Raw genomic sequence first — 23,915 nt, 5'->3', positions numbered from 1 at the left:
GTGCTCGGCGCTACGAGCTGATTTCGCTGCGCCCCGCGGGCGGGGCAGCGCGGAGGAACGCGCGCATGTGGAAGCGGCGTTGATCGTCGGAGTAGATGTGCTCCTGCCCGACGGGGCACGCGCGGCGCGACAGGCACCCTGCGGTCATGCACGCCCCGGCAGGCTGGGCGTCGAGGTGGCCGACGCAGGCGGCGACGTCGTAGCTGCCGGGCGAGAAGGCGGAGACGGGGCAGGCGCGCAGACAGGGCTTGTCGGCGCAGGACGCGCAGGGGCTCGGCAGGTCCTCGCGCGGCGGGAGCGACAGCCGCTCGGCGAAGACGAGCGCGGCGCGGTACCCGTGCCAGAGGCCGAACCGCGGGTGGATGAGGATGCCGAGGGGCGACGGGGACACCGGCTCGGCCCGCTGCGCCCAGCGCTGGAAGGGCCAGTACGGAGGGCCGGTGAAGGGGAACAGCGGGGCCGCGCCGAGCTCCGCGGCGAGCGCGGAGACCACCGCGGAGGTCCAGTCGTCGAGCGCGAGATCGGGCGCTTGCTCGCGGGCGCGCGAGAACGCGCGCCACATGGAGGGGCCCGCGTTGCCGAGCAGGACGAGCGTCCCCGCGGCGAGCTCTCCGGCCGCGGGGACGCCGTCGCCCTCGCAGGGGTGGAACCCGCCGCGCAGCGGGATGCCCGCGCGGTCGCAGCGCGCCGAGAGATCAGGCCAGCCGATGGGCATCGGGGCTCGCTTAGGGCGCCAGCGCCGGCGCGGCAAGTGAGCGACGGCGAACGCGGCCCCGCGGGCGCCCTCCTCGCCCGATCAGGCGTTCTGTTCTAGAGTGGCGCCGTGGTCCGGAGGCTCGATGGCCGGCTCGGGACGAGGACGTCGTCCCCCAACGCCCGCGCGGCGCGCGCGTTCGGCCGCGCCGGGCGTCCGCCCGCGAGCGCGCCATGAGCCTCCCGCGCCCGCTGGTCACGCTCCACTTCGCCCAGACGCTCGACGGCCGCATCGCGGCCCCCAACGAGCGCGTCGAGCTCAGCACGCCCGCGGGGATCGAGCACGCCCACCGGGCGCGCGCGGATCACGACGCGGTGCTCGTCGGGATCCGCACCGTCGTGATCGACGATCCCCTGCTGACGGTGCGCGCATGCGAGGGCCCGCAGCCGATGCGCGTCGTGCTGGCGAGCTCCCTCGGCGTGCCGGAGGGGGCGCGCCTCTTGCGATTGTCGTTCACCACGTCCACCACGTTCACCACGTCCACCACGTCCTCCGCCATCACCGGCACCGCACGAGGGCAGCCGGCCGGCGGGCGCGTGGTCGTCGTCGGCGCGGCGGGCCGCGCGCTCGACAGCGCGCGCGCCCGCCTCGAGGAGCGCGGCGCGGCGGTGATCGTCGTGCCCGCGGACGACCACGGCCGCGTCTCGCTGCCGCACGCGCTCGCCGAGCTCCACGCGCGCGGCGTGCGGCGGCTGCTCGTCGAGGGGGGCGCCGCCGTGCTCACCTCGTTCCTGCGCGCGCGGCTCGCCGATCGCGCCGAGGTCGAGATCGCGCCGCGCCTGCTCGGCGACACGGCGATCCCCGCGGTCGGCGCCCTCGGCGAGGCGCCGCTCGCGTCGGCGATCGACCTGCGCGAGCCGGCGGTCGAGCTCCTGGGGGGCAACCTGCTCTTGCGAGGGGAAGTTGCCTATCCCGACTGATCCTCCGGCGCCGCCCGGGACCTCCGCGCCGCCCGCGGCGCCCGCGCCGCTCGCGGGGCCCGCGCGAGAGCTCTGGTTCGTCCGGCCCGGCGTCGTCGAGGTGCGCGCCGGCGACCCGCCGCGCGAGCCGCGGGCCGGCGAGGTCGTGGCGCGCGCGGTCGCCTCGGGCATCAGCCAGGGGACGGAGCTCCTCCTCTTCCGCGGCGAGGGGCCGACGCCGTTCGATCCGTCGCTCGACGCGCCGGGCGCGCCGACCTACCCGCGCCGCTACGGCTACGCGTGGGTCGGCGAGGTCGTCGCCCGCGGCGAGGGCGCGGCGCTCGGGCTGGGCGACCGCGTCTTCGCGCTCGCGCCGCACGGCGATCTGCACCTGTTCGGGCCGGGCGCGGCGCGCGCGCTGCCCCGCTCGATCCCGGGCGAGCGCGCGGTGCTGGCCGCGAACCTCGAGACGGCGATCACGTGCGTGTGGGACGCGGGGGTGGGGCTCGGGGACGCCGTGGTGGTGCTCGGCGGCGGCGTCGTCGGGCTGCTCGTCGTGGCGCTCGCGCGGCGCGCCGGGGCCGAGGTCCGCCTGGTCGAGCCGAGCGAGCGGCGCCGCCGCGCCGGCCTCGCGCTCGGCGCCGCCGCGGCGATCCGGCCGGAAGACGACCGGCCGCGCGGCGACGCGGACGTCGTGATCGCCGCGACGGGCGACCCGGGCGAGCTCGACCGCGCGATCGCGCACGCGGCGCGCGAGGCGACGGTGACGGTCGCGTCGTTCTACGGGGCGCGGACGAGCCCGGTCGCGCTCGGCGCGGAGTTCCACCGCCGCCGGCTGCGCCTGCGCGCGAGCCAGGTCTCGACCATCCCGCCCGAGCGCGCGCCGCGCTGGGACCACGCGCGCCGCTTCGCGCTGGTGCGCGCCCTGCTGGAGGACGCCGCGCTCGACGCGCTGCTCGACCCGCCCGTCCCGTTCGACGCCGCGCCCTCGGTGTACGCCGAGCTCGCCGCCGCGCCCGGGGCGAGGCTGCAGACGGTCTTCCAGTACGCACCGCGATCGGCTACGCGAGGGGCAACCTAACCAAGGGGCCTCCCATGTTCCTCCTGGGCGTCAGCGATCACGTGATGATCGCGCACAGCTTCTCCGATCCGTTCTTCGGCCCGGCGACCCGGATGCACGGCGCGACGTACACCGTCGAGGTCGAGATCCGCGCGAAGGCGCTCGGCCGGTACCACGTGGTCATGGACATCGGCGCGCTGCACGCGTCGCTGCGCCGGGCGCTCGACACGATCGACTACCAGAACCTCGACGAGCACCCGGCCTTCCCCGGGCGCACCTCCACGACCGAGCGCGTGGCCGAGCACGTGGCCGGCCTGCTCGCCGCGGACATCGCGAAGCTCCCCGCGGACGAGGCGCCTTGCCCGGGCGCGACGCTGCGGGTGCTCGTCCGCGAGTCGCCCACGGCATACGCGGGCTTCGAGCGCGACCTCTAGGCTCTGTCCGACGAGCTGCTGCGCCGCCCGGACGGCCGGCCGACCCCGCTCGAGGACCTGCAGATCTCCTCGCTCGCTCTCCCCGGCCCGAGGCCGCTCGCGACGCTCGTCCGGCAGAGCCGAGCGCCCTTGCGCCCGGCGAGGCGCGCGCCTGTCCGGCCGAGGCCGAGCGGCCAGCGGCTCGGCGCCTGCTCCGGCGCTCGCGCGGGAGCAGGGCAGTCGGCTCCGCCGCCATAACAAGGCCGAGACAGGCTTATTCCTCTGACGAGCGATCTTCACAGAGACGCCATGTAGCCCGCCCGGGCGCGCCCGTAGGACACCCGCGGTGTCTCGCGACGTGCGATCGGGATCCCACAATTCGTCACGACGCCCGGAACCCGGCACCCCCCTGTTCCGTCTTCTGGGCCACAAAGGCGCGGCGCATCAAGGCGACCCGCGCGGGGCTGGATCAATTTTTGTATCCATGTTGCATCAGTAACTCGATGCGAGAAGGCGACCGAGCCCGCTCCGCCGCGTCCTCGTGACGTCGAGGGGCCGCTGTTCCGGATGGCCCGACGAGCGCTCTCGTAGGACCGCGGGCGACAGCGCTCGGGGCGCGCGCAGCCGCGTCGAGCGGCTGCCTGAAGAACAAGGAGGACTGGATCTCATGAGCGATGAACCTGGATCTGCCGTCGCCGACGGGGGCACGACCGGCAGGAGCGGGCAGGCGGTCCCAAAAAGGGAGAGGGAGCGCCTCGTGGTGATCGGCAACGGGATGGCAGGCGCGCGGTTCGTGGAGGAGCTCGTCGCGCGGGGGGGCAGGGACCGCTTCGAAATCGCGATGTTCGGCGATGAGCCGTACGGCAACTACAACCGCATCCTGCTATCGAACGTTCTTGCGGGAATCCAGGATCCGAACGACATCTTCATCAACCCTCTGTCGTGGTACGAGGACAACGGCGTCCGCCTCCACGCCGGGGTCCGGGTCGCCTCGATCGACCGCAGGAGCAAGACCGTCCGCGGCGCCTCGGGCGTCGTCGAAGCCTACGACAAGCTCGTCATCGCCACGGGGAGCCGCGCCTTCGTGCCGAAGCTCGAGGGACTGGAGCGGGAGGGCGGCGGGTACAGGAGCGGCGTCTTCGTGTTCAGGACGCTCGATGACTGCAGCGGCATCATCGAGCACGCGAGGCGGTCGCGGCGGGCCGCCGTGATCGGCGGCGGGCTCCTCGGCCTCGAGGCCGCGCGGGGCCTGCTCGGGCTCGGGCTGGAGGTGCACGTGGTGCACCTGATGAAGCACCTCATGGAGGTCCAGCTCGACGCGGCCGGCGGCGCCGTGCTCCGGCGCGCGCTGGAGGACATGGGGCTCGCCATCCACCTCGAGAAATCCACCCGGGAGATCCTCGGCGACGACCGGGTCGAGGGGCTCCGCTTCGAGGACGGGAGCGAGCTCGCGTGCGATCTCGTGGTGATCTCCGCCGGAATCCGCCCGAACGCAGAGCTCGCGCGCGACGCGGGGCTCACGGTCGAGCGGGGGATCGTCGTGGGAGACGACCTCTGCTCGCCCGACGATCCGGACGTCCATGCGATCGGCGAGTGCGCACAGCACCGCGGGCGCACCTACGGGCTCGTGGCTCCCCTGTGGGAACAGGCGCAGATCCTGGCCGATCGGCTCACGGAGCGCAGGCCCGACGCGGCGTACGCGGGCTCGAAGGTCTCCACCAAGCTCAAGGTGATGGGCGTCGATCTCCTGGTGATGGGGGAGCAGCGCGCCGCGACCGACGCGGAGGAAGAGGTCGCCTACGCCGAGCCGTCGCGCGGGATTTACCGGAAGCTCGTGATCCGCGACGGGGTGCTGGCGGGCGCCATCCTGCTCGGCGGCGGGGGGCCCGGCGGGAGGCTGCTCCAGGCGTTCGAGCGGGGCCTCGCGATCCCCGAGGATCGCGCGGCGCTCCTCTTCCCCGGGGCCCACGCCGGCGCGGGCGAGCCCAGCGTGGCGGACATGCCGGACGAGGCGCAGGTATGCAACTGCAACGGCGTCTCGAAAGGCCAGATCGCCGCGGCGGCGCGGGGCGGGTGCCGCACGCTCCGGCAGGCGTGCGCGGCGACGCGCGCCGGGTCGGGCTGCGGGGCGTGCAAGCCGCAGGTGCAGGCCGTCCTCGAGCTGGTCCTCGGGAGCGGCGCGGCGGAGGACCCCGCGGCCCATTACTACGTGCCCGGCGTGCCCTACGCGAAGCCGGAGCTCGTCCGGCTCATCAAGGAGCGCGGGCTGCGCAGCGTCTCGTCCGTGTTCCGGGAGCTCGCGGGCGGGCAGGAGGACGTCGCGAGCAAGCCGGGGCTCGCCTCGCTGCTCAAGAGCATCTGGGGGAGAGCCTATGAGGACGAGCGCGACGCGCGCTTCATCAACGATCGGGTGCACGCCAACATCCAGCGCGACGGGACGTTCAGCGTCATCCCGCGCATCTATGGAGGCGTCACGACGCCGGCCCAGCTCCGGAAGATCGCGGACGTGGCCGAGCGCTACGACGCGAGGATGGTGAAGATCACGGGGGGCCAGCGGATCGACATCCTCGGCATCTCGAAGGAGCGGCTGCCGGACGTGTGGCGCGACCTGGGCATGCCGTCCGGTCACGCTTACACGAAGGGATTCCGCACCTGCAAGACGTGCGTCGGCAGCGAGTTCTGCCGCTACGGGGTCGGGGACAGCACGGCGCTCGGCATCGCGATCGAGCGCCGGTTCCAGGGGTTCGAGGCGCCCCACAAGCTGAAGCTCGCCACCGCCGGCTGCCCTCGCAACTGCTCGGAGGCGACGACAAAGGACGTGGGCGCCGTCGCCATCGAGGGAGGCCGGTGGGAGATCTACGTGGGAGGCGGGGCCGGCTCGCGCGTCAGGAAGGGAGACCTGCTCTGCGTGGTTGACACGCAGGAGGAGGTCATCCGCTACGCGGGCCGCTTCATGCAGTATTACCGGGAGCAGGCGAGGTACATGGAGCGCTCGTACGATTTCGTCGAGCGTGTCGGCATCGAGAAGGTGCGGAGGGTGATCGTGGACGACGCCGAAGGGATCGCGGCGCGCCTCGACGCGGAGGTCGAGGCCTCGGTCGACGCATACGCGGACCCCTGGAGCGAGGCCGAGAGCCCGATCCATCCGTCCCAGTTCACGACGCTGCTCCCGCCGCCGAGCGGCACGCTCGCGCCGGCGGAGTAGGCGGTGGATCGGCGGAGAGGAGCGCCGGGCCAGCGCCCGGCGCCCGCGGAGACGATGGGTGTCATGCGGCCGGCCCGCGCGCCGGCCGGGGAGGAGTTCAGGTGATGGGCAATGTAGCGCTGAAGGAGAGGAACGTCTTCAACCTTGGCCCGCTGGGCCAGATACCCGAAGGAGAAGGGAGGGCGTTTCATGTCGGCGGCTGCGAGGTAGCCGTGTTCCGGACGCGAGCAGGGGAGCTGTTCGCCGTGCAGGCGCGCTGCCCTCACCGGGAAGGGCCGCTCGCGGACGGGCTCCTCGGGGGCAACGTCGTCCAGTGCCCTCTTCACGGGATCGCCTTCGACCTCTCGACCGGTCACCCGATCGGCGCCGAGTGCAGCGCGCTCGCGTGCTTCGAGGTGGCGCTGAGCGCGTCGGGAGAGATCCTCGTCCGCCTCTCGCGTCCCGAGGCGGGCACCTCCCCCTTTTCGCGCGAGGAGCTACCCGCGCTGGCGCAGCTGCGCGCCGAGGCGACCGCCCGCTGAGGAGGGCAGTCGGCGCGCACTATCGAAACACTATCGAAACAATCCCGATCCCGAAACAATCCCGATCCCGAAACAATTCCGAGCCGCGCGTATTCCGCCGACACGATCTCTTCGTGAACGCCATTCAGGCTGGCCCGGTCGCGTCCGGATGACACGCGCGGTTTCTCACGAATCGCTCGGGGCTCTCCTGAATCGTCGTGACATTGGAACCCGGCGCACGGCTCGTTCCGTCTTCTGGGTTACATGGATGCACGTCGAGGCTGCCGGGCAACGGCGCCTGTTCTACTGCAATCGTGCTGCATCAGTGACGACGTGGCCGGAAGGCGGTCGAGCCCGCCGTGTCGCGTCTGCCCGGTAGCGCTGGACGCGGCGGCGAGCGAATGCGAGGGCCCCAGCCCATGATGGAAGACAGGGACATTCGATCCAGGATGCAGGAAGAGCCGTGGGGCGCCGGGCGCGGCTACGGCCCGATCTCGCCGCGCCACCCGCTCGGCGGCGAGATGTCGGACGTCGCGCGCGGGATCTTCTCGCGCCTGCGGCTGCCGCGGCTCCTTCAGCGCTACGCACAGGTGCCGGTGCTCGCCGCGTTCAGCTTCGTGAACGGGTTCGTGAGCATCGGCCTGATGGCGGCCCTCGCCGCCGTGACGAAGGAGCCCTTCGTGTTTCCGTCGCTCGGTCCGACCGCTTTCTTGTTCTTTTACACGCCCAGGGCTGCCTCGGCCGCGCCGCGCAACACCCTCATCGGGCACAGCATCGGTATCGCGGCCGCTTACTTCAGCCTGTTCGTCACGGGGCTGACGCACGCGGGCCCGGCGACCGCCGCGAGCGTGACGCTCCCGCGCGCCCTCGCCGCCGCGCTCTCGCTGGGGCTCACGGCCGGCCTCATGGTGCTCGCCCGAGCTCCCCACCCGCCGGCGGGCGCCACGACGCTCATCGTCTCGCTGGGCATCCTGGACCGGCCGCCGATGTTCCTGGTGCTCCTCGGAGGCGTCGCCCTGCTCACGATGCAAGCCATCGTCATCAATCGCCTCGCGGGCGTCGATTACCCGCTCTGGGCGCCGCGGCAGGCGCGCGGAGCGGAGGACGCGCCGCCGCACGTCGCCGCGCCGCCGGGGCGGAGCGCGGCGACCGGCACGGCGGTGCAGCCATGAGCGCGGAGCTCACCGAGCGCCCCGCGTGCCGCGCGGTGCCCGCGCGCCCCGGCGCCGCCGCGAGTGCGCCGCGGCGCGTCCCGCTCGCGCACTGGGGCGCGGTCCGCAACGGGGCCGTCGCCGCCGCCGCGCTCGCGGCGCTCATCGTCCTCGGCAGCCGCGACCTCGCGGACTTCGACTCCGCGCTCGTGGGCTACACCTTCGCGTGCCTCTTCATGACCTTCGGGGTCGTGTACCGGTACTCCGTCTGGCTCAGCAAGCCGCCGACCCGCAAGTACTGGGTCCGCGGCGTGGAGGTGCTCTTCTCGCCGCGCCGCTGGCCGCGCCTCGGCCGCCCGACGCTCATCGTCAAGGCGCTGTGGTCGAAGATCATCGCGCAGGATTTCATCCTGCGTCGCGGCCTGACCCGCTGGATCGCGCACATGCTCATCGCGTGGGGCTGCGCGCTCGCCGCGGCCGTGACGTTCCCGCTCGTGTTCGGCTGGCTCCACTTCGAGGCCGGCGCCGCCGGCGCGGTCTATCGCGTGGTGCTGTTCGGGGTCCGCGTGTCGGAGATCCCGGTCCACGGCGTCGTGGGGTGGGCGATCTTTCACGCGCTCGTCGTCAGCGGCTTCATGGTCGTCCCGGGGGTGATGCTCGCCATGCTCCGCCGCATGCGGGAGGGCGGCGCGGTGGCGGCCCAGCGCTTCGAGCGCGACCTCCTGCCGCTCCTCCTGCTCTTCGCCGTGAGCGCGAGCGGGCTCTTGCTCTGGGTGAGCTACGAGTGGCTGCACGGGTATTTCTACGGCGCGCTCGCCCAGGTCCACGCGCTGACGGTGATCGTCACGCTCGTTTACCTGCCGTTCGGCAAGCTCTTTCACGTGTTCCAGCGCCCCGCGTCGGTGGGCGTCACGTTCTACAAGGAGGCGGGCGGCCGGGGCGAGAAGGCGGTCTGTCCGGTCACGGGCGAGGCGTTCGCGGCCAAGCTCCAGACCGACGATCTCAAAGAGGTGCTCGCGGAGGTGGGGTTCGACTACGCGGCGCCGACGGCGACCGGACCTGCGTGGAGCGAGATCTCCCCGCGGGGGCGGCGGATGCTCATCGGCCGCGCGCACCACCGCGCGCGCGGTGGCCGCTTCTCGTGAATGACGGAGCGGAGGAGACGACACATGGCTCACCTGAGATTGCCTATTTCCGACTACATCCGCGAGTACGGGCCGCACGTCTCGGACTCGCCCGTGACCGGGTGGGGACCGAAGCCCGAGCCCGACAGGCTGGTCGAGACGCACTGCTGCTTCTGCGGGATGCAGTGCGGCGTGAAGCTGCAGGTCAAGGACAGCCGGGTCATCGGCATCGAGCCGTGGGAGGAGTTCCCGTTCAACGAGGGGCGGCTCTGTCCGAAGGGGGTCAAGCGGTACATGCAGACGCACCACCCCGACCGCCTGACCGACCCGCTGATCCGCGACGGGGCCGGGTTCAGGAAGGCGGGCTGGGACGAGGCGCTCGATCTCGTCGCGTCGAGGGTGCGCGCCATCCAGGCGAAGCGGGGCAAGGACGCCTTCGCGATGCTGAGCGGGGTCTCGCTGAGCAACGAGAAGAGCTATCTCGTGGGCAAGTTCGCGCGCCTCGCGCTCGGCACCGCCAACCTGGACTATAACGGCCGGTTCTGCATGGTCTCCGCGGGCGCGGGGAACAAGAAGGCGTTCGGGATCGACCGCACCGCGAACCCGTGGGAAGACATCCCCGAGGCCGGCGTCGTGCTGCTCGCGGGCACCAACGTGAGCGAGTGCTTCCCGACGCTGACGCACTACATCTGGAAGGCGCGCGACCGGGGGGCGAAGCTCATCGTGGTCGATCCGCGCGAGACGCCCATCGCCCGCACCGCCGACCACCACGTGGCGCTTCGCCCGGGCACCGACAGCGCGCTCAACCAGGCGCTGCTCCACGAGCTCGTCGCGAACGGCTGGTTCGACCGGGAGTTCGTCGAGCAGCGCTGCACCGGCTGGGCCGAGCTGCGCGCCTCGGTCGAGCGCTGCACGCCCGAGTGGGCCGCGGAGATCTGCGGCGTCCCGGCGGCGCTCATCCGCGAGGTCGCCGCGGCGTGGGGGCAGGCGAAGACGAGCTTCCTGCTGCACGCGCGCGGCGTGGAGCAGCACACGAAGGGCGTCGAGAACGTCCTCAGCCTGATCAACCTCGTGCTCGCCACCGGCAGGATCGGCCGCAAGGGCTGCGGCTACGGGACCATCACGGGGCAGGGCAACGGGCAGGGCGGACGCGAGCACGGGCACAAGTGCGATCAGCTCCCCGGCAACCGCGACATCGAGAACCCGGAGCACCGCAAGCACATCTGCGATATCTGGGGGATCTCCGACGCCGAGCTGCCGCGCAAGGGCAAGACCACCGTGGAGATCGTCGAGGCGATCCACGCGGGCGAGATCCGCGGGCTCCTCAACATCTGCTTCAACCCGATGGTCAGCCACCCCGACACGGGCTTCGCCCGCGAGGCGCTCGAGAGGCTCGAGTTCTTCTGCGTCGTCGACTTCTTCATGAGCGAGACGGCCCGCTATGCCGACGTCGTGCTGCCCGGCTCGCTGCACGAGGAGGAAGAGGGCACCTCGACGACGGCGGAGGCCCGCGTGGTGCGCATCCGCGCCGCCGTCGATCCGCCCGGCAACGCGCAGCGGGACACGTGGATCCTCCTCGAGCTCGCGAGGCGGCTCGGGAAGGAGGAGCACTTCCGCTTCTCGAGCAGCGAGGACATCTTCAACGAGCTGCGCCGCGCGAGCGCGGGAGGGACCGCCGATTACGCCGGCGTCACATACGAGCGCGTGGAGCGGGAGATGGGGGTGTTCTGGCCCTGCCCGTCGGAGGGGCACCCGGGCACCCCGAGGCTCTTCGAGGACGGAAGGAGCTACCACCCCGACGGCAAGTTCAAGCTGATCCCCACGCCTCATCGCCCGAGCGCGGAGGTGCCCGACGCGGAGTTTCCGCTGTACATGACCTCGGGCCGGAGCGTGTTTCATTATCTCAGCGGGACACAGACGCGGCGGATCAAGTTCCTCGTCGAGAAGAGCCCCGGGCCGAGCTGCGAGATGCACCCCGCGCTCGCAGCGCGGCTCGGCCTCGCCGATCGGCAGCTGGTCACGGTCGAGACCCGGCGCGGCGGGATCACGGTCCCGCTCCGGGTCGCCCCGACGATCCGCCCGGACACGGTGTTCCTCCCGTACCACTGGCCCGAGGAGCTCGCCGCCAACCAGCTCACGGTCCGCGCGCTGGATCCCGTGAGCAAGATGCCGGAGTTCAAGGTCGCGGCGTGCAGGGTGCGCGCCGCCACGCGCGCCGAAGCCGCTCGGGCGCGAGCGCTGTTCGCCGAGCTCAAGCTGGAGGCCTCATGAGCGCTGTGGTGCGAGATTTCTTCATCGATTTTCAGCGGTGCATCGGCTGCCAGGCGTGCGCCGCGGCGTGCTCGGAGTGCCACACGCACCGCGGGCTACCGATGGTGCACGTGGACCTCGTCGCGCCGGGCGTGTCGCTCCAGACCGCGCCGATGGTCTGCATGCATTGCGCCGATCCGACGTGCGCGTCGGTCTGCCCCGCGGACGCCATCAAGGTCGATGAGCACGGGATCGTGCACTCGAGCCTCAAGCCCCGGTGCATCTCCTGCGGCAACTGCGAGCTCGCGTGTCCGTTCGGGGTCCCGATCATCAAGATGGAGATCCAGCAAATGCAGAAGTGCGACATGTGCTTCGACAGGACGAGCGCCGGGAAGAAGCCGATGTGCGCGACGGTCTGCCCCACGGGCGCGCTGTTCTACGGGACGCGCGAGGAGATCGCGCAGCAGCGGCCGGCGAGCAAGCCGATCAACCGCTGGCGCTTCGGCAACCAGCGGATCGCGACGCGCGTGCACGTGATGGTGCCGCACGACGTGGACGAGATGGCGGTCGAGCTGCCCGCCTTCGACGAGGGCGGCGGCCCCGCGGCGCTCGCGACCGCGTTGGCGGCGGGCGCGGGCGACGGGCGAGCGCCGGAGGAGGCGCAGCCGGAGGCGGAGTTTCTGTGATGGGCGCGGACGATCTGCCCAAGTGGCGAGAGGACTTCCCCTACGAGTCCGAGGGCGACGACCACGTGACCCGCCGCGATTTCGCCCGCTTCCTCGTGCTGCTGAGCGGCGGGCTCGCGACCGGCAACGCGGTGGTGTACCTCCGCTCGCGCCGCCCGCCCGCGGAGCCGCCCGGCCGCGTGGAGATCGCGCGGATCGACGATCTCGCGCCGGGGAGCGCCGTGGCCTTTCGCTACCCGGACGAGACGACGCCGGCGCTGCTGATCCGCCGGGAGAGCGGCGAGCTCCTGGCCTTCGAGCAGAAGTGCTCCCACCTCGGATGCCCGGTCTCCTATGCGCGGGAGGGCGGGGAAGAGCACCTCCGGTGCTACTGCCACAACGGCCGCTTCGACGTGGCCACCGGCGAGGGCACGTCCGGTCCGCCGCGCGACCTGCGGCCGCTCGGGCGCATCGCGCTGGCGGTCGAGGACGGCAAGGTGTTCGCGGTCGGGCTCTCGCGGCGGCGCGCGACGTGAGGTGAGCGATGCCGATCCCTGGACCGAAGCACGATCTGCGCCCTGGAGCGAAGGGCGCGATGAGCGCGAGGCTGCTCGCCGTGGTGATGCTCTGCGCGTTCCAGTACTGGCTCCTGACGTCCACGGTCGAGGCGTACAACGGCGGCGATCGCGACATCCCGCTGCCCGCGCTGGCGACCTCGCTGGTGTGCTTCGCGCTGGGCGCCGGCCTTGTCGCGGCGGGGGAGCTGTCGGCGTGGAGGGAGCGTCGGAGGCCCCCGCCCGGCGCGTGACACCCGGGCGCGGCGGCTGGCCGCCCGCGCGGGGCTGGCCGGGTTCCGTGGTACTGGGTCGACGCATATGCGCATCGCCTGGGTCGTCTACGGCGCCCTCGACCAGATCACGGGCGGGTACATCTACGATCGGCTCGTCGTCGAGCGGCTGCGGCGGAGGGGCGATGTCGTCGAGGTGGTGTCCCTCGACCCGGCGCCGCGGTCGCGCGCGCTGGCCGGGCTCGCGCTCGCGGAGCGCCTCGCCCGGCTCGACCCCGCCGTCGTGGTCGGCGACGAGCTCTGCTTCCCGGAGCTCGGCCCGGCGTTCGCGGCGCTGCCGCGGCGGATCGCGCGCGTGCTCCTCGTGCACCACCTGAGCGCGTGGGAGCTCCCGCCCGGCGCGCGGCGCGCGGCGCTCGCGCTCGCCGAGGCGGCGGTGATCCGGCTCTGCGACGCGCACCTCGCGACGAGCGCGACGACCGCGGCGCGGCTCCGGCGCGAGCACGGGCTCGCCCGGGTGGACGTGGCGCCGCCGGGCGCGGACCGGCTCCCCTTGCGCCCTCGCGCCGCGCGGGGCGGCGGCCCGCTGCGGCTCACGTTCGTGGGGAGCTTCATCCCGCGCAAGGGGCTCCTGGAGCTGCTCGCGGCGTTCGAGCGGGTCGGGAGCGCGCGCGCCGCGCTCGTCCTCGTCGGCGACGCGGCGCGCGACCCGGCCTATGCCGAGCGCGTGCGCCGGGCGATCGACGGCTCCGCGCGCCTGCGGGCGCGCGTCGAGGTGCGCGGCGTGCTCGACGACGAGGCGCTCGCGGCCGCGCTCGCGGAGACGGACGCGCTGGTCCTGCCCTCGCGGCTGGAGGGGTACGGCATGGTGCTCACCGAGGCGGTCCGCGCTGGCGTGCCGGTGCTCGCCGCCCGCGCCGGCGCGATCGCCGAGGTCGTGCAGGACGGCGCCGAGGCGCTGCTCTGGGACGACGGCGAGGGGCTCGTGCGGACGCTCACCCGCTTCATCGAGGACGGGGCGCTCAGGGCGAGCATGCGCCGCGCGGCGATGCTCCGCGCTCCGGCGCTGCCCACGTGGGACGGCGCCGCGGCCGCGGTCGGCGCGGTGCTCGCCCGGGCGGCGCCGGGGCGCTGAGCCGTCATCCGCCGCTGCCGCCGGGGTTGCGCAGGACGCACCTCTTGGCGCGGACGAAGGCGTCGAAGCGGGCCTCTTGCAAGCCGTCCGCGTCCGGGGTCGGGTCCTTCACGATGCACGCCGCCACGGAGAGCTCCCCTTCGTAGAGGTCCTTCTCGCGAGTGGTCTTGTGGTTCAGCTGGCAAACACCGCTGAGCACGTCGTCGCCGAGGTTGGCGGACACGTTCCATTCGTCGTCCAGCTCGCGAGATGCGCGGAGGGTGATACCCCAGAACCCCTTCTTTTCCCGGATGGGATCGTTGAGGATCATCACCTCGAGCCCATCGCCTTTCACCCCACAATCCGTGTACCAGCTGCGCTGGTTGTCCTCGTCGAACGCGACCGCGGTCTCCCCGTTGTTCCCCGTATCGAGGAAGAGCTGCTTCGCGCCGAGGGTGAGCACGGCTCTCCCCGCGACCAGCGGCGGCTCGAAGTCGCTGCCGCACCCGAGCGGCGCGAGCGACAATGCGGTGGCGAGCAATGTCCTGAGCATGGGTATCCTCAGTTGCGAGGATCATGCGTGGTCAATCCACAAGTCAATCGTCAAATCGACCGAATCGCGCACGGTGACGCGACAATTTATATGGGCTCGCGGGAATGATGCCGGCTGACACCGTGGAAATCGGTCTCCCCTGAACCATCCGCATGCAGTTTCATGAACCCAGGGCGGGAACAGGGGCAGAGCATGAGAATTTTCGTCGGTTTATGGGAATGGGTGCGCTGTGGGCCTCATTGCAGCAGAGCCGCTGTCGCCCTCCATCGCGGTGCTCTCGCGCTTTCCCCTGCGGCCGTGTTGCGCGCGGTCAGCCGCAGCAAATACCGCACAACCTCATCGACGCCCCCCGCGGCCCCTCACGCCAAGCCTCCTCGACCGGATCCACCCCCCTTTACCGTAGGCCCCCGGAGAGGGTGTTCTCGGCGCGGGGTGGGGGGTGGGGATGGGCCGATGTTTGAGCCTGAGATGTGAGCCATCCGGCTTGCCGGATGGCTCACATCTCAGGCGAGTTCGGCGGGGCCCCACCCCCCACCCCGCGCCGAGAACACCCTCTCCGGGGGCCGGTCCTCGCGTGCAACGCCGCCGCCTCTTCCCGGAGCCGCCGCGTGAGCCCCGCGTCATCGTCCCCCTCGCCGACCGCCGCCGCCGCCTCCCGCGCCTCGCCGAGCCGCACCCGCACGTCGACGTCGTCGAAGCCCGGCAGCGTCACCTGGAGGAGCGGCGCCAGCGTGCTGATCCCGCGCCGCTCGGCCCAGCGCGTGACGGCCAGCCGCTTCGCCCGAGGCGAGTGCACCCCCGAGACGACCGCAACCGCGACGCGCCCCCCCGCGGCCGCCGCCGCGCGCAGCAGCGCCCCGGCGCTCGGATGCCACGCCCCGAGCGGCGCGTCGCCGTCGCCCGCGAACGCCGGATCCGCCTCGATGCGGCCCGCGGGGAAGTGCAGCAGCGCCCCCCCGCCGCGCAGGTGCCGCAGCGCGCGGCGCACCCCGGCCGTGCGCGCCGCGAGCTCCCGCCCGCCGCCGCCCCCATCGATCGGCACGAAGAGCAGCCGCTCGCTCACGTGTGGCAGCGCCCGCAAAAACCGCCGCTCGGCCGCCACGATCATGAGATCCCCCCGGCCGATCGCCGCCATCAGCGCGAGCGCGTCGTAGGCGCCGGGGTGGTTCGACACCACGAGCAGCGCCCCGCGCGACGGCGGCGCCGCGTCGGCCGTCCACCGCGCCCCGAAGCCCGAGAGCGCCTCCCGCGCCGCCACGTGGATCCCCGCCTCGCCGGCGCGCCGGTCGAACCGCGCGAGCGCGCGCCCGAGCGGCCACGACGGCACCGCGAACGCCGCGCGCCCCGCGCGGCGCACCCACGCCGGCGCCCCGCCGAGGCCGAGCGCCGCCACCATCTCCTCGCCGGACAGCATCGCGAGCTCTCTCGCCAGCGGTTCCGCCATGTCCGCGTCTCTACCCGCGCCGGTGCCGCCACGCCAGCGCCGCGCTCCGGCCCGGCCGACCACCAGGCGCCGCGATCCGTACCCCACCGACGCTGCGGCCCACCGCCCCGGCGCCGGGCGACGGCCCGGCGCGCGACGGCCCGGCGCGTGGCGGCCTCGAGCCGCGCTCCAGCGCGACCTGCGGCGCGCCCATCGTGGCCTGTCGTGTTTGCGCCGGGGCGCGCCGGCTCTGTATGAAGAGAGCATGAAGGCCACGTCCCTGACCATGGATGACTCCATCCGACGCGGCGCCGCGCCTGCGCGCCCGCGGCGGACGCTCGCGGACCTCCCGGGGCCGAGGGGGCTGCCCGTGGTCGGTCATCTGCTCGCGCTCCACCCCGACCGCTGGCACCTCGACTTCGAGCGATGGTGGCGCGCCCACGGAGACCTGTTCGCCGTCCGGCTGGGCCGCAAGTCGAACCTCGTCGTGGCCGACGGTGAGCTCGTCCGCGACGTGCTCCAGCGCCGTCCCGCGGTGTTCCGGCGGATGCGCACCATCGAGGACGTGTCGCGCGAGGCGGACATGGTCGGGCTGTTCTCGGCGGACGGGGACGCGTGGCGGAAGCAGCGGCAGCTCATCGGCCCGACGTTCCACGCGCGGCACGTCGAGGGCTTCTTCCCGAGCATCTCCGCGATCACGGGCAGGCTGCGCGCGCTCTGGGCGCAGGCGGCCGACGAGCGCGCCGCGCGCGACGTGCTCGGCGATCTCATGCGCTACTCGGTCGACGTCACCTCGTCCGTCGCCTTCGGCCGCGATCTCGACACGCTCGCGCGCGGCCCGGACGCGCTCCAGGAGCACCTCCAGCGCGTCTTCGTCGGCCTGAACCGGCGGATGCTCGCGCCGCTGCCCTACTGGCGCTACCTGGGCCTCCCCGCCGACCGCGCCTACGATCGCGCCATCGCCTCGGTGAAGCGGTTCATCCTCGATCTCGTGACCGCCGCGCGCCGCGAGATCGAGGGCGGCGCGGACCGGCCCGCGCGCCCGAGGACGCTCCTGGAGCTCATGATCGCGGCGCGCGACGGCGAGGACCCGAAGGCGCGCCTCTCGGACGCCGAGGTCTACGCGAACGTCCTCACGATGCTGCTCGCGGGCGAGGACACGACGGCGAACACCCTCGCGTGGATCCTCTATTACCTCGGCTCGCGCCCCGACGTGCAGGCGCGCGCCCGCGAGGAGGCGGATCGCGTCGTCGGCGGCGCCCTGATCCCGACGCTCGAGCAGAGCAAGCGGCTGGAGTACGCGGGCGCGGTCGCGCACGAGACGCTGCGCCTGCGCTCCGCGGCGCCGCTGCTCTACCTCGAGGCGAACCACGACACCGTCGTGGGCGACGTCGCGGTGCCGGCCGGCGCCGGCGTCGTGGCGCTCACGCGCGCCGCGGGGCGGAAGCCCGAGTATTTCGGCGATCCGGAGTCGTTTCGCCCCGAGCGCTGGCTCGGGGGCGCGCCCGCGACGCTGCCGCACGAGCCGCGGATGGCGCTCGCGTTCGGCGGCGGGCCGCGCGTCTGCCCGGGGCGCTCGATGGCGCTGCTGGAGTGCGCCGTGACGGTCGGCATGGTGCTCCGGAGCTTCACGGTGGAGCTCGCGGATCCCGCGGCGCCGGTGCGGGAGCGGATGGCGTTCGCGATGCAGCCGGAGGGGCTGCGCATCCGGTTCACGAGGCGCGCGAGCGCGTGAGGGCGAAGGCGCCGGCGCGGCTCACCGCACCTTGGCGAGGGCCGCGTCGTAGTCGGGCTCCTGCGCGATCTCCGGGACGAGCTCCGCGTGGACGACCTTGTTCTGCTCGTCGAGCACGAGGACCGCGCGCGCGAGCAGGCCGGCGAGCGGCCCGTCCACCAGCTTGACCCCGTATTTGTCCCCGAAATCGCCCCGGAAGGTCGAGAGGCTCTCCGCGTTCTTGATGCCCTCGGCCCCGCAGAAGCGGCCGTGCGCGAACGGCAGATCGGCCGAGATGTTGAGCACCGTCACGCCCGGGAGCTGCGCGGCGCGCTCGTGGAACGTCCGAACGGACTTCGCGCAGACGCCGGTGTCGACGCTCGGAAAGATGTTGAGGATCTTCTTGCCCGAATACGACGAGAGCTTGCCTTCCGACAGATCGCTCTTCACGAGCGTGAAATCGGGTGCGGTCGCGCCGACGGACGGCAGCTCGCCGGCGGTGTGGACGGGGCTTCCCTTGAACTTGGTCTGAGCCATGGTCGCATCCTCCTCTGTGCAGCGGTGCTTCGGCGCCCGTCGTAGGCGCGCGGAGGGCGGATGCCAAGCAGATCCAGCCAGGCCGCCGGCGCCCCGAAGCGCCGGCCGGCCTGCCGCGTGGGCGATCGCTGCCTCGCGGGCTTCCGGGCGCGAGCCGTCGCTCGCGGCCGGATCATCCGCCGAGGGGCGAGCGACTCACCAGGGGGAACGGCTCGACCTCGGCGTCGTCGGGGTTCATCGAATCCCTGCTGTACCCGATCTCCTGCTCGGCCGTGGTGATGATGAAGGGCCCCCCGATCTCCTCGGGATCCTCCGCGTCCTCGTAATCCTCGGTGGTGTCGCCCTTGCCCGACGTCGCGGAGGCGAGGTACTGCTCGGCGATCTGCTCGGCGAACTCGTCCACCACCCGCGGCGGGCCGTCCCCCGGATCGGGGATGAACGCATCGCGGTCGTCCGTGCGAGTCGCGCTCTTGCGCGCTGCCTCCACGAAATCCTTTCCGTGGCTTCTGCTGGTGGCCCGCTGGGAGCCGTCTTGCTTGGTCTGCATGATGGGTGATCTCCTCGCTCGGCGGCACGCTCCCACGCGCTTTCAGCGGCGCCGCCCGTCCGGTGTTCCAACATCGAGAGATGCACCGCGTGTACCAAGGCTGAAACGCTGCGCTGCGCGCGCTGTGGCGAGCCGATCCGATCGGCGCTCGAGCGCCAAGGCGCGGGCGAAAGCCCCAACGCGCGTCGGGTGTAGCGGCGTGCCACAGCCGACGAGAGGCGCCGGTGACACGATGCCCCGGCGCTGCGCCGCCGGTGCACGGCGTTGCCCCGGCGTGTCCGGCTCGCGTGGGCTGCTGGAGAAGAGGCCAATCTCATGGCCGGCGCCTCGTCGAGCGCCGCGCGCGGCGAGACGCGGCGCGCGCCGGAGCGCCGCGGAGGAGCGATGTCGTTGCGCCCCGCGCCGTGCCTTTACCAGCCGAGCTCTTCGCTGATCGCGTCGGCGAGCTGCTCGGCCATGTCCCGGTTCTTCTTCGCGCTCGGGTGCCAGTCGCAGCCGAGCCCGTCCGTCGCCTTGTCGTGCGGCGGGAACTCGAGGAAGCGCACCCGATCGTCGCCGCCGGCGGTCCGGTCCTCCACCACCTGGCCGATGTAGTCGCGCGCCCTGCTGAGCGCCTCGGCGCCCTCCGGGTACGAGTCGCTGAGCATGGGCCCGATGGTGCAGAAGATGTACGCCTCCGGGTAGTTTTTCCTGACCGTGTCGACGAGGCCCTCATAGGCGTTCGTGAACGGCGCGCGGAACTGGGCGTCGCCCGGGACGTTGATGCTGAAGTCGTTCGTACCGAGGTTGATCACGACGACCTGCGGCACCCAGGACGAGAAGTCCCACGCGGGCTGCGCCTCGTCGGCGATCGTCCGGCCGTAGATCTCCGGCATGGTGGGCACCTTCTCATCGTCGTAGTTGCGGACCACGCCCCTGCCGGACCAGGCGACGATCGTTGTGTCGGCCTCGAGCAGCCGGCCGACCAGGGCGCTGTAGGCGAGGTAGTTGTTCTCCGTGTCGCTCGTGAACGGGCACGTCTCATCCGCTCCGTCGACCCCGTAACCGGCGGAGATCGAGTCGCCGATCACCTCGATCCGGCGCTCGGGCGCGGGCGCGACCGGCAGGAGCTCCCCGCCTTGCTCCGGGACGAACTCGAGGAACTGCGTCACGCCGACGAGCGGCTCGGTCCGGCGGTGGAGCAGGAGATCGTGCTCGCCGTCGGGCAGCCCTTCGGCGACCGTGTAGAGCTCCTCGTTGGCGTTGACCTTGAGGACGCCCTTCGACTCGCCGTCGATCACCACCTGGAAGAAGTTGGACCGCGCCGTCGTCGACGCGTCGTCGAAGCGGACGCTGATCGACGTCCCCGAGAACCGCGTGGCGATCGCGCTGCCGGCCCAGGAGAAGCGGGGGCCTTCAGGCTTCGTGGTGTCGAAGCGCCCGATGAAGCGGACGGTGTCCCCGGAGGGGTTTCCCCCGCCGGTGCCGCTCGTGCTCGACGCCGTCGTCGCGCCTGCGCCGCCCTCGCCGGCGCCGCCCTCGCCCGTGCCGCCCTCGCCCGTGCCGCCGTCGCCGCCCGCGCCCGAGGCGCTCGTCGTCGAGGTCGATGAGCCGGCGCCGCTGCCCGTCGTCCCGTTCGGATCGTCGTCCCCGCACCCGGCGAGCGCCGACCAGGCGATGCAGACGGCGGAAACGAGCTTCGGGAAGGTTGAGTAAGCTGCTGTCTTCATGGCGGCGGAGGATGCTGCAGGTCGGTGGCGCACACAACTCCAATCTGTCCCTGGAAACCGGTGCAGACTCCGCGATGCGGCCGTGGAGAGGCGGAGATCGGTTGGCGCGCGGGCGCTCCGACGATGTCGGGTGAGCGAGGGGCGGCGCTGTCGCCAGAAGAGGGGACTCGAACAGGAGGGCGGGGAGGCGGGGCGGGAGCGCTGAGTGGTTTGCGCGCCTCGGCGGCCGCGCCGGGGGTCAGGGGGAAGGGGACGCGCGACCGGCGCGGAGGCGCTCAGTTCCAGGTCCGGTTCTGGCTCTGGTGCTCGGAGCGACCGCTCTCCTCGGCGGAGGAGCGGCCTGGGCCCTGCGAGGCGCGCACGTCGTCGCGCTCGTGGACCCGGGTCGAGTACCCCTGCGGGATCTCGTCGCCCATGAAGCGGCCGAACCCGGGCCGGCGCTCCGGGCGGTTGTAGATGTCGCCCTGGCCGCCGCGCTCCTGGCCGCGGCCGTGGCTCTCGCGCTCGTCGCTGCGGCCCTGGTGGCCGCGGTCCTCGTCGCGATCGCGGCGACCGCCGCGCTCTGCCTCCCAGCCCCGGCCGCCGGCGCGCTGGTGCTCGTCGCGACCGCGCTGGCCGCTGGACCCGCCGCGCTCGTCGCCCCAGCCGTAATGGCCGGGGTTCTGGCGCTCGTCGCCGCCTCGATACCCGCGGTGCTGGCCCTCGCCGCGCCCGTAGCTCTCGCGGCCCTGGTACTCGTCCTGTCGCCCGTAGCCGCGGCCGTAGCTCTCGCGGCCCTGGTACTCGTCCTGTCGCCCGTAGCTCTCGCGGCCCTGGTAGTCGTCGCGGCCCTGATAGCCGCGGCCCTGGTAGTCGTCGCGGCCCTGATAGCCGCGGCCCTGATAGTCGTCGCGGCCCTGATAGCCGCGGCCCTGGTAGTCGTCGCGGCCCTGATAGCCGCGGCCCTGGCTCTGGCCCTGATAACCGCGGCCCTGGTAGTCGTCGCGGCCCTGATGGCTGCGGCCCTGGCTCTGGCCCTGGTAGCCGTGGCCCTCGTACTCCTCCTCGCGCCCGTAGCCGCGGTGCTGGTTCTCCTCGCGGCCGTAATCGTCGCGACCGTAGTAGTCGCGCCCGTAAGAACCGCGGCGCTGGCCCTCTTCCTGTCCGGTGGTTCCGCGGTTCACGTCGCGGCCGTAATAGCCGCGGTTCTCGTCGCGCCCTCGCTGCGCCGAACCGAACCCTCTGCGCTCGTCCTCCGCGCCCCGGCCGCCGAAGTGATCGCCGCGCCCGCCGTTCCGCTCCCACGAGGGGCTGTCCTGTCCGTACGCGCGGCTCTCCTCGTGCTCGCGGTAGCCGCGCCCGCCGTAGCCGCCTTGCTCCTGCCCGCGCCCGCCGTACCCGCCGCGGTGGTCCTGCCCGTGCTGGCCGCCCGCTTGCCACGGTCCCCTGCCTTCGCCGCGCCCCTGCTGGCCATAATACTGCGGCTGCCCGTACTGCGGCTCCTGGCCCAGCTCGCCCTGCCGGCTGCCGCCGCTCTGGTTCGCGTAGTTGCCGCGGCTGTACGAGCCTCGTTCGAACGCGTCCCGCTCCTCCTCGTGGCCGCGGAAGCCGCGTTGATCGTAGCTCCCTGGAAAGCGCCCCTGCTCTTCCCGGCGACGCCAGTCGTCGCGCGCCCCCTGGTCACGGAAATCTCGGTCGTCGTAGCGATCTCGTGCCATGTCGCTCTCCTTGCTGGGTGCTGGTTGACAACGCTCGTGGCTCACGCAAGCGAACACCTCCGTGAGCAGCGGGCCTACTTGCCCAGCAACCGACGTGCCCGCAGGAGACGGAGGACGAGCGCCGGCGCGCCGAGCGACGCCCTCGGCGGCCCGATCGCGCGCCGCGCGCCGCGCGCGCGACGACGCGCCAATGCGCCACACGCTGGGGCAAGCTGTCACGCGAGCGCGGTCGAGCTCGTCCAGGATGAGCTCGCCACCGCCGGCGCGACGACGAGGTTCAGGCTGGATGGCGGGAAGCGCGGCGCCGCGGACAGCGGCGCTCGCCCGGCGCTCAGTACCGCGTCTCGCAGGGGTGCTGATCGGCGAACGCCTTCACGCGGGTCTTGTTGGACGACCAGGGGAAGTTCGCGTCGGTGACCGACCAGGACATCGCGCCCGCATACCCCATGTTGTAGAGGTCGCCCACGAACTTGTCGTAGCCCACGTCCATCTCGGCCATGTTGATGGGGAACTCGCCCATGACGACCGGCTTGTCCGTGAGTCGGTACTCGGACAGGGGCTTGTCGTACGGGAAGTAGTCGTTGACCCAGCCGTACATGTGGACCTGGTAGAAGTCGACGTCGGCGTGGGTCCACGCCTGACCCCACTTGATCGCGGCGCTGCCGACGCTCACGGGCGCGCCGGTCTCCTCCCGCAGCACCGCGGCCGACTCCTTGGCGAGCGCCTCCATCTGCTGGTGCGTGACGAGATCGAACTTGCTCGAGTCCCCCTCGAACGCCGGGTCGCCGCCGTAGAGGCTCGGCCCGGTCATCGCCCACTCGGGCTCGTTGATGACGTCCCAGGCCAGCATCCGGCCGCGGTGCGGGCTCGACGCGACCGTCTTGGCGATCGGCCGGACGACGTTCTCGATGAGCTTGGCCCGCCGGCCCGCGTCCGCGACGATCGGCCCCATGCTCCAGACCGTCAGGCCGTTCGGTGGGTTGTGCGACGTCTTGTAGAAGCCGTCGAAGGAGAACAGGGTGAACATCACGTTGACCTGCGCCTGATCCGCGAGCTCGAGCGCCGCCAGGATGTCCTGCGCCGAGGTGCCGCCGAGCCCGGTCGGGTTGCCCTGCCCATCGAAGTTGATCTGGTCCCCGTAGAAGCGGGGGTAGATCCACCAGCGGACCACGTCGACGCCGTTGGCGCGCATGTCCTGGAGGTCGGAGAGCACCTGGCTCCTCTTGCCCGAGACGCCCGCCTGGCTCCACCTGGACTGGCCGCCGAAGTCGGCGCCGAAGTCGCGCCACGCGTAGTTCACGCCGTACATGAAGCGGAGGCGGCAGGCGATCTCGACCCCGGCCTCGAACGGGCATTCGTCCTCCACCGTGCAGGTGCTGGGCTCTCCGCCGCTGCTTGTGCTGCTGCCCACGGGCTCGCCGCTGCCCGTGCTCGCGGGCCCGCCCGTGGGCGCGCCGCCGCCCGTGCCGGTAGGCCCTCCGCCGCCCGTGCCCGTGGGCGCGCCGGCGCCCGTGCCCGTGGGCCCGGCGGTGCCCGAGGAGCCGCTGCCGGTCGGGCCGTTGTCCGCCGATTCCCCGCCGGCGCCGCCCTCGCCGCCGTCGCCCGTCCCGTCGCCGCACCCAAGGCCAGCCGCGGTGAGCTGGAGAACCCCAACAAGAAGAAGCCAATTGCGCATGGGCCGATTATCGCCAGAAACGCACGTTCGAGCCAGCCCGAAATCTTAATCGGTTCAGTGACTCGCCGCGCAACGTTCTGCCGTGGCTACAAGATGCTTGTCACAGCGGCCCTGGCGAGATCATCGCCTCTCCTCTGC

General features: G+C 72.6%; 21 protein-coding genes. 13 read left to right on the top strand and 8 right to left on the bottom strand.

Annotation, left to right across the window (positions count from 1 at the left end; translation table 11 throughout):
- Positions 1 to 10: 10 nt before the first annotated feature.
- Positions 11 to 715, bottom strand: coding sequence for a hypothetical protein (locus NQZ70_RS35320; RefSeq protein WP_129578156.1), 705 nt, complete (start codon positions 713 to 715; stop codon positions 11 to 13).
- A 212-nt stretch (positions 716 to 927) separates the two neighbouring features.
- Here NQZ70_RS35320 and NQZ70_RS35315 point away from each other — a divergent pair, with 212 nt between their 5' ends.
- The 12 genes from NQZ70_RS35315 to NQZ70_RS35260 all read left to right on the top strand — a co-directional run bounded on the left by NQZ70_RS35315 (position 928) and on the right by NQZ70_RS35260 (position 13,943).
- Positions 928 to 1,674 carry a RibD family protein gene (locus NQZ70_RS35315; RefSeq protein WP_129578155.1) on the top strand — a complete coding sequence of 249 codons (747 nt, stop codon included), beginning with the start codon at positions 928 to 930 and terminating at the stop codon, positions 1,672 to 1,674.
- On the top strand, positions 1,658 to 2,734 hold the full coding sequence (locus tag NQZ70_RS35310; RefSeq protein WP_129578154.1) for a zinc-binding alcohol dehydrogenase: 1,077 nt from the start codon (positions 1,658 to 1,660) through the stop codon (positions 2,732 to 2,734). Before NQZ70_RS35315 ends, NQZ70_RS35310 begins: the two co-directional genes overlap by 17 nt.
- A gap of 14 nt (positions 2,735 to 2,748) precedes the next feature.
- Positions 2,749 to 3,147 (top strand): 6-carboxytetrahydropterin synthase, encoded by a 399-nt coding sequence (locus NQZ70_RS35305; protein ID WP_129578153.1) that lies wholly within the window; start codon positions 2,749 to 2,751, stop codon positions 3,145 to 3,147.
- A 646-nt stretch (positions 3,148 to 3,793) separates the two neighbouring features.
- A complete protein-coding gene (gene nirB, locus NQZ70_RS35300; protein WP_129578152.1) occupies positions 3,794 to 6,331 on the top strand; it encodes a nitrite reductase large subunit NirB in 2,538 nt (845 codons plus the stop codon).
- 104 nt (positions 6,332 to 6,435) lie between these two features.
- Positions 6,436 to 6,852 (top strand): Rieske 2Fe-2S domain-containing protein, encoded by a 417-nt coding sequence (locus tag NQZ70_RS35295; RefSeq protein ID WP_129578151.1) that lies wholly within the window; start codon positions 6,436 to 6,438, stop codon positions 6,850 to 6,852.
- A gap of 428 nt (positions 6,853 to 7,280) precedes the next feature.
- Positions 7,281 to 8,003, top strand: coding sequence for an HPP family protein (locus tag NQZ70_RS35290; RefSeq protein ID WP_165374682.1), 723 nt, complete (start codon positions 7,281 to 7,283; stop codon positions 8,001 to 8,003).
- A complete protein-coding gene (locus NQZ70_RS35285) occupies positions 8,000 to 9,127 on the top strand; it encodes an MFS transporter (protein ID WP_129578149.1) in 1,128 nt (375 codons plus the stop codon). The genes NQZ70_RS35290 and NQZ70_RS35285 overlap by 4 nt, the downstream gene beginning before the upstream one ends.
- A 24-nt stretch (positions 9,128 to 9,151) precedes the next feature.
- Positions 9,152 to 11,377, top strand: coding sequence for a molybdopterin oxidoreductase family protein (locus tag NQZ70_RS35280; RefSeq protein WP_129578148.1), 2,226 nt, complete (start codon positions 9,152 to 9,154; stop codon positions 11,375 to 11,377).
- Complete coding sequence (locus NQZ70_RS35275) at positions 11,374 to 12,042, top strand: 4Fe-4S dicluster domain-containing protein (RefSeq protein WP_129578147.1); 669 nt, start codon at positions 11,374 to 11,376, stop codon at positions 12,040 to 12,042. The genes NQZ70_RS35280 and NQZ70_RS35275 overlap by 4 nt, the downstream gene beginning before the upstream one ends.
- Entirely contained in the window at positions 12,042 to 12,557 is a 516-nt protein-coding gene (locus tag NQZ70_RS35270) for a ubiquinol-cytochrome c reductase iron-sulfur subunit (RefSeq protein ID WP_129578146.1), read from the top strand. Before NQZ70_RS35275 ends, NQZ70_RS35270 begins: the two co-directional genes overlap by 1 nt.
- An 8-nt stretch (positions 12,558 to 12,565) precedes the next feature.
- On the top strand, positions 12,566 to 12,829 hold the full coding sequence (locus tag NQZ70_RS35265; protein WP_129578145.1) for a DUF6755 family protein: 264 nt from the start codon (positions 12,566 to 12,568) through the stop codon (positions 12,827 to 12,829).
- A gap of 67 nt (positions 12,830 to 12,896) precedes the next feature.
- Entirely contained in the window at positions 12,897 to 13,943 is a 1,047-nt protein-coding gene (locus tag NQZ70_RS35260; RefSeq protein ID WP_129578144.1) for a glycosyltransferase family 4 protein, read from the top strand.
- A 4-nt stretch (positions 13,944 to 13,947) separates the two neighbouring features.
- On the opposite strand, the gene NQZ70_RS35255 is transcribed toward NQZ70_RS35260, so the two are convergent.
- Positions 13,948 to 14,475 (bottom strand): hypothetical protein, encoded by a 528-nt coding sequence (locus NQZ70_RS35255; protein ID WP_129578143.1) that lies wholly within the window; start codon positions 14,473 to 14,475, stop codon positions 13,948 to 13,950.
- A gap of 496 nt (positions 14,476 to 14,971) precedes the next feature.
- Complete coding sequence (locus NQZ70_RS35250) at positions 14,972 to 15,919, bottom strand: 1-acyl-sn-glycerol-3-phosphate acyltransferase (protein WP_272826309.1); 948 nt, start codon at positions 15,917 to 15,919, stop codon at positions 14,972 to 14,974.
- A 244-nt stretch (positions 15,920 to 16,163) separates the two neighbouring features.
- Between NQZ70_RS35250 and NQZ70_RS35245 the strand changes: the two genes are divergently transcribed.
- Complete coding sequence (locus NQZ70_RS35245) at positions 16,164 to 17,633, top strand: cytochrome P450 (RefSeq protein ID WP_129578142.1); 1,470 nt, start codon at positions 16,164 to 16,166, stop codon at positions 17,631 to 17,633.
- Between the two features lie 21 nt (positions 17,634 to 17,654).
- Here the strand turns inward: NQZ70_RS35245 and tpx are convergent, their stop codons facing one another.
- The 5 genes from tpx to NQZ70_RS35220 form a co-directional block, all read right to left on the bottom strand.
- Entirely contained in the window at positions 17,655 to 18,149 is a 495-nt protein-coding gene (tpx, locus tag NQZ70_RS35240) for a thiol peroxidase (RefSeq protein WP_129578141.1), read from the bottom strand.
- 172 nt (positions 18,150 to 18,321) lie between these two features.
- The gene (locus NQZ70_RS35235) at positions 18,322 to 18,696 is read right to left on the bottom strand and encodes a hypothetical protein (protein ID WP_129578140.1); all 375 of its coding nucleotides are present in this window, start codon (positions 18,694 to 18,696) and stop codon (positions 18,322 to 18,324) included.
- Between the two features lie 410 nt (positions 18,697 to 19,106).
- On the bottom strand, positions 19,107 to 20,405 hold the full coding sequence (locus NQZ70_RS35230; RefSeq protein WP_129578139.1) for an SGNH/GDSL hydrolase family protein: 1,299 nt from the start codon (positions 20,403 to 20,405) through the stop codon (positions 19,107 to 19,109).
- A gap of 275 nt (positions 20,406 to 20,680) precedes the next feature.
- The gene (locus tag NQZ70_RS35225) at positions 20,681 to 22,102 is read right to left on the bottom strand and encodes a hypothetical protein (RefSeq protein WP_129578138.1); all 1,422 of its coding nucleotides are present in this window, start codon (positions 22,100 to 22,102) and stop codon (positions 20,681 to 20,683) included.
- Positions 22,103 to 22,433: 331 nt separating this feature from the next.
- Positions 22,434 to 23,777: an endo-1,4-beta-glucanase gene (locus NQZ70_RS35220; protein ID WP_237244320.1), complete on the bottom strand. Its 1,344-nt coding sequence runs from the start codon at positions 23,775 to 23,777 to the stop codon at positions 22,434 to 22,436.
- Positions 23,778 to 23,915: the final 138 nt, after the last annotated feature.

Source organism: Sorangium sp. So ce836, from assembly GCF_028553905.1.
In the GTDB taxonomy this organism is placed as follows: domain Bacteria; phylum Myxococcota_A; class Polyangia; order Polyangiales; family Polyangiaceae; genus Sorangium; species Sorangium cellulosum_D.
The sequence above is the reverse complement of the archived record's forward strand: the minus strand, read 5'-3'. Positions and strand labels throughout refer to the sequence as shown.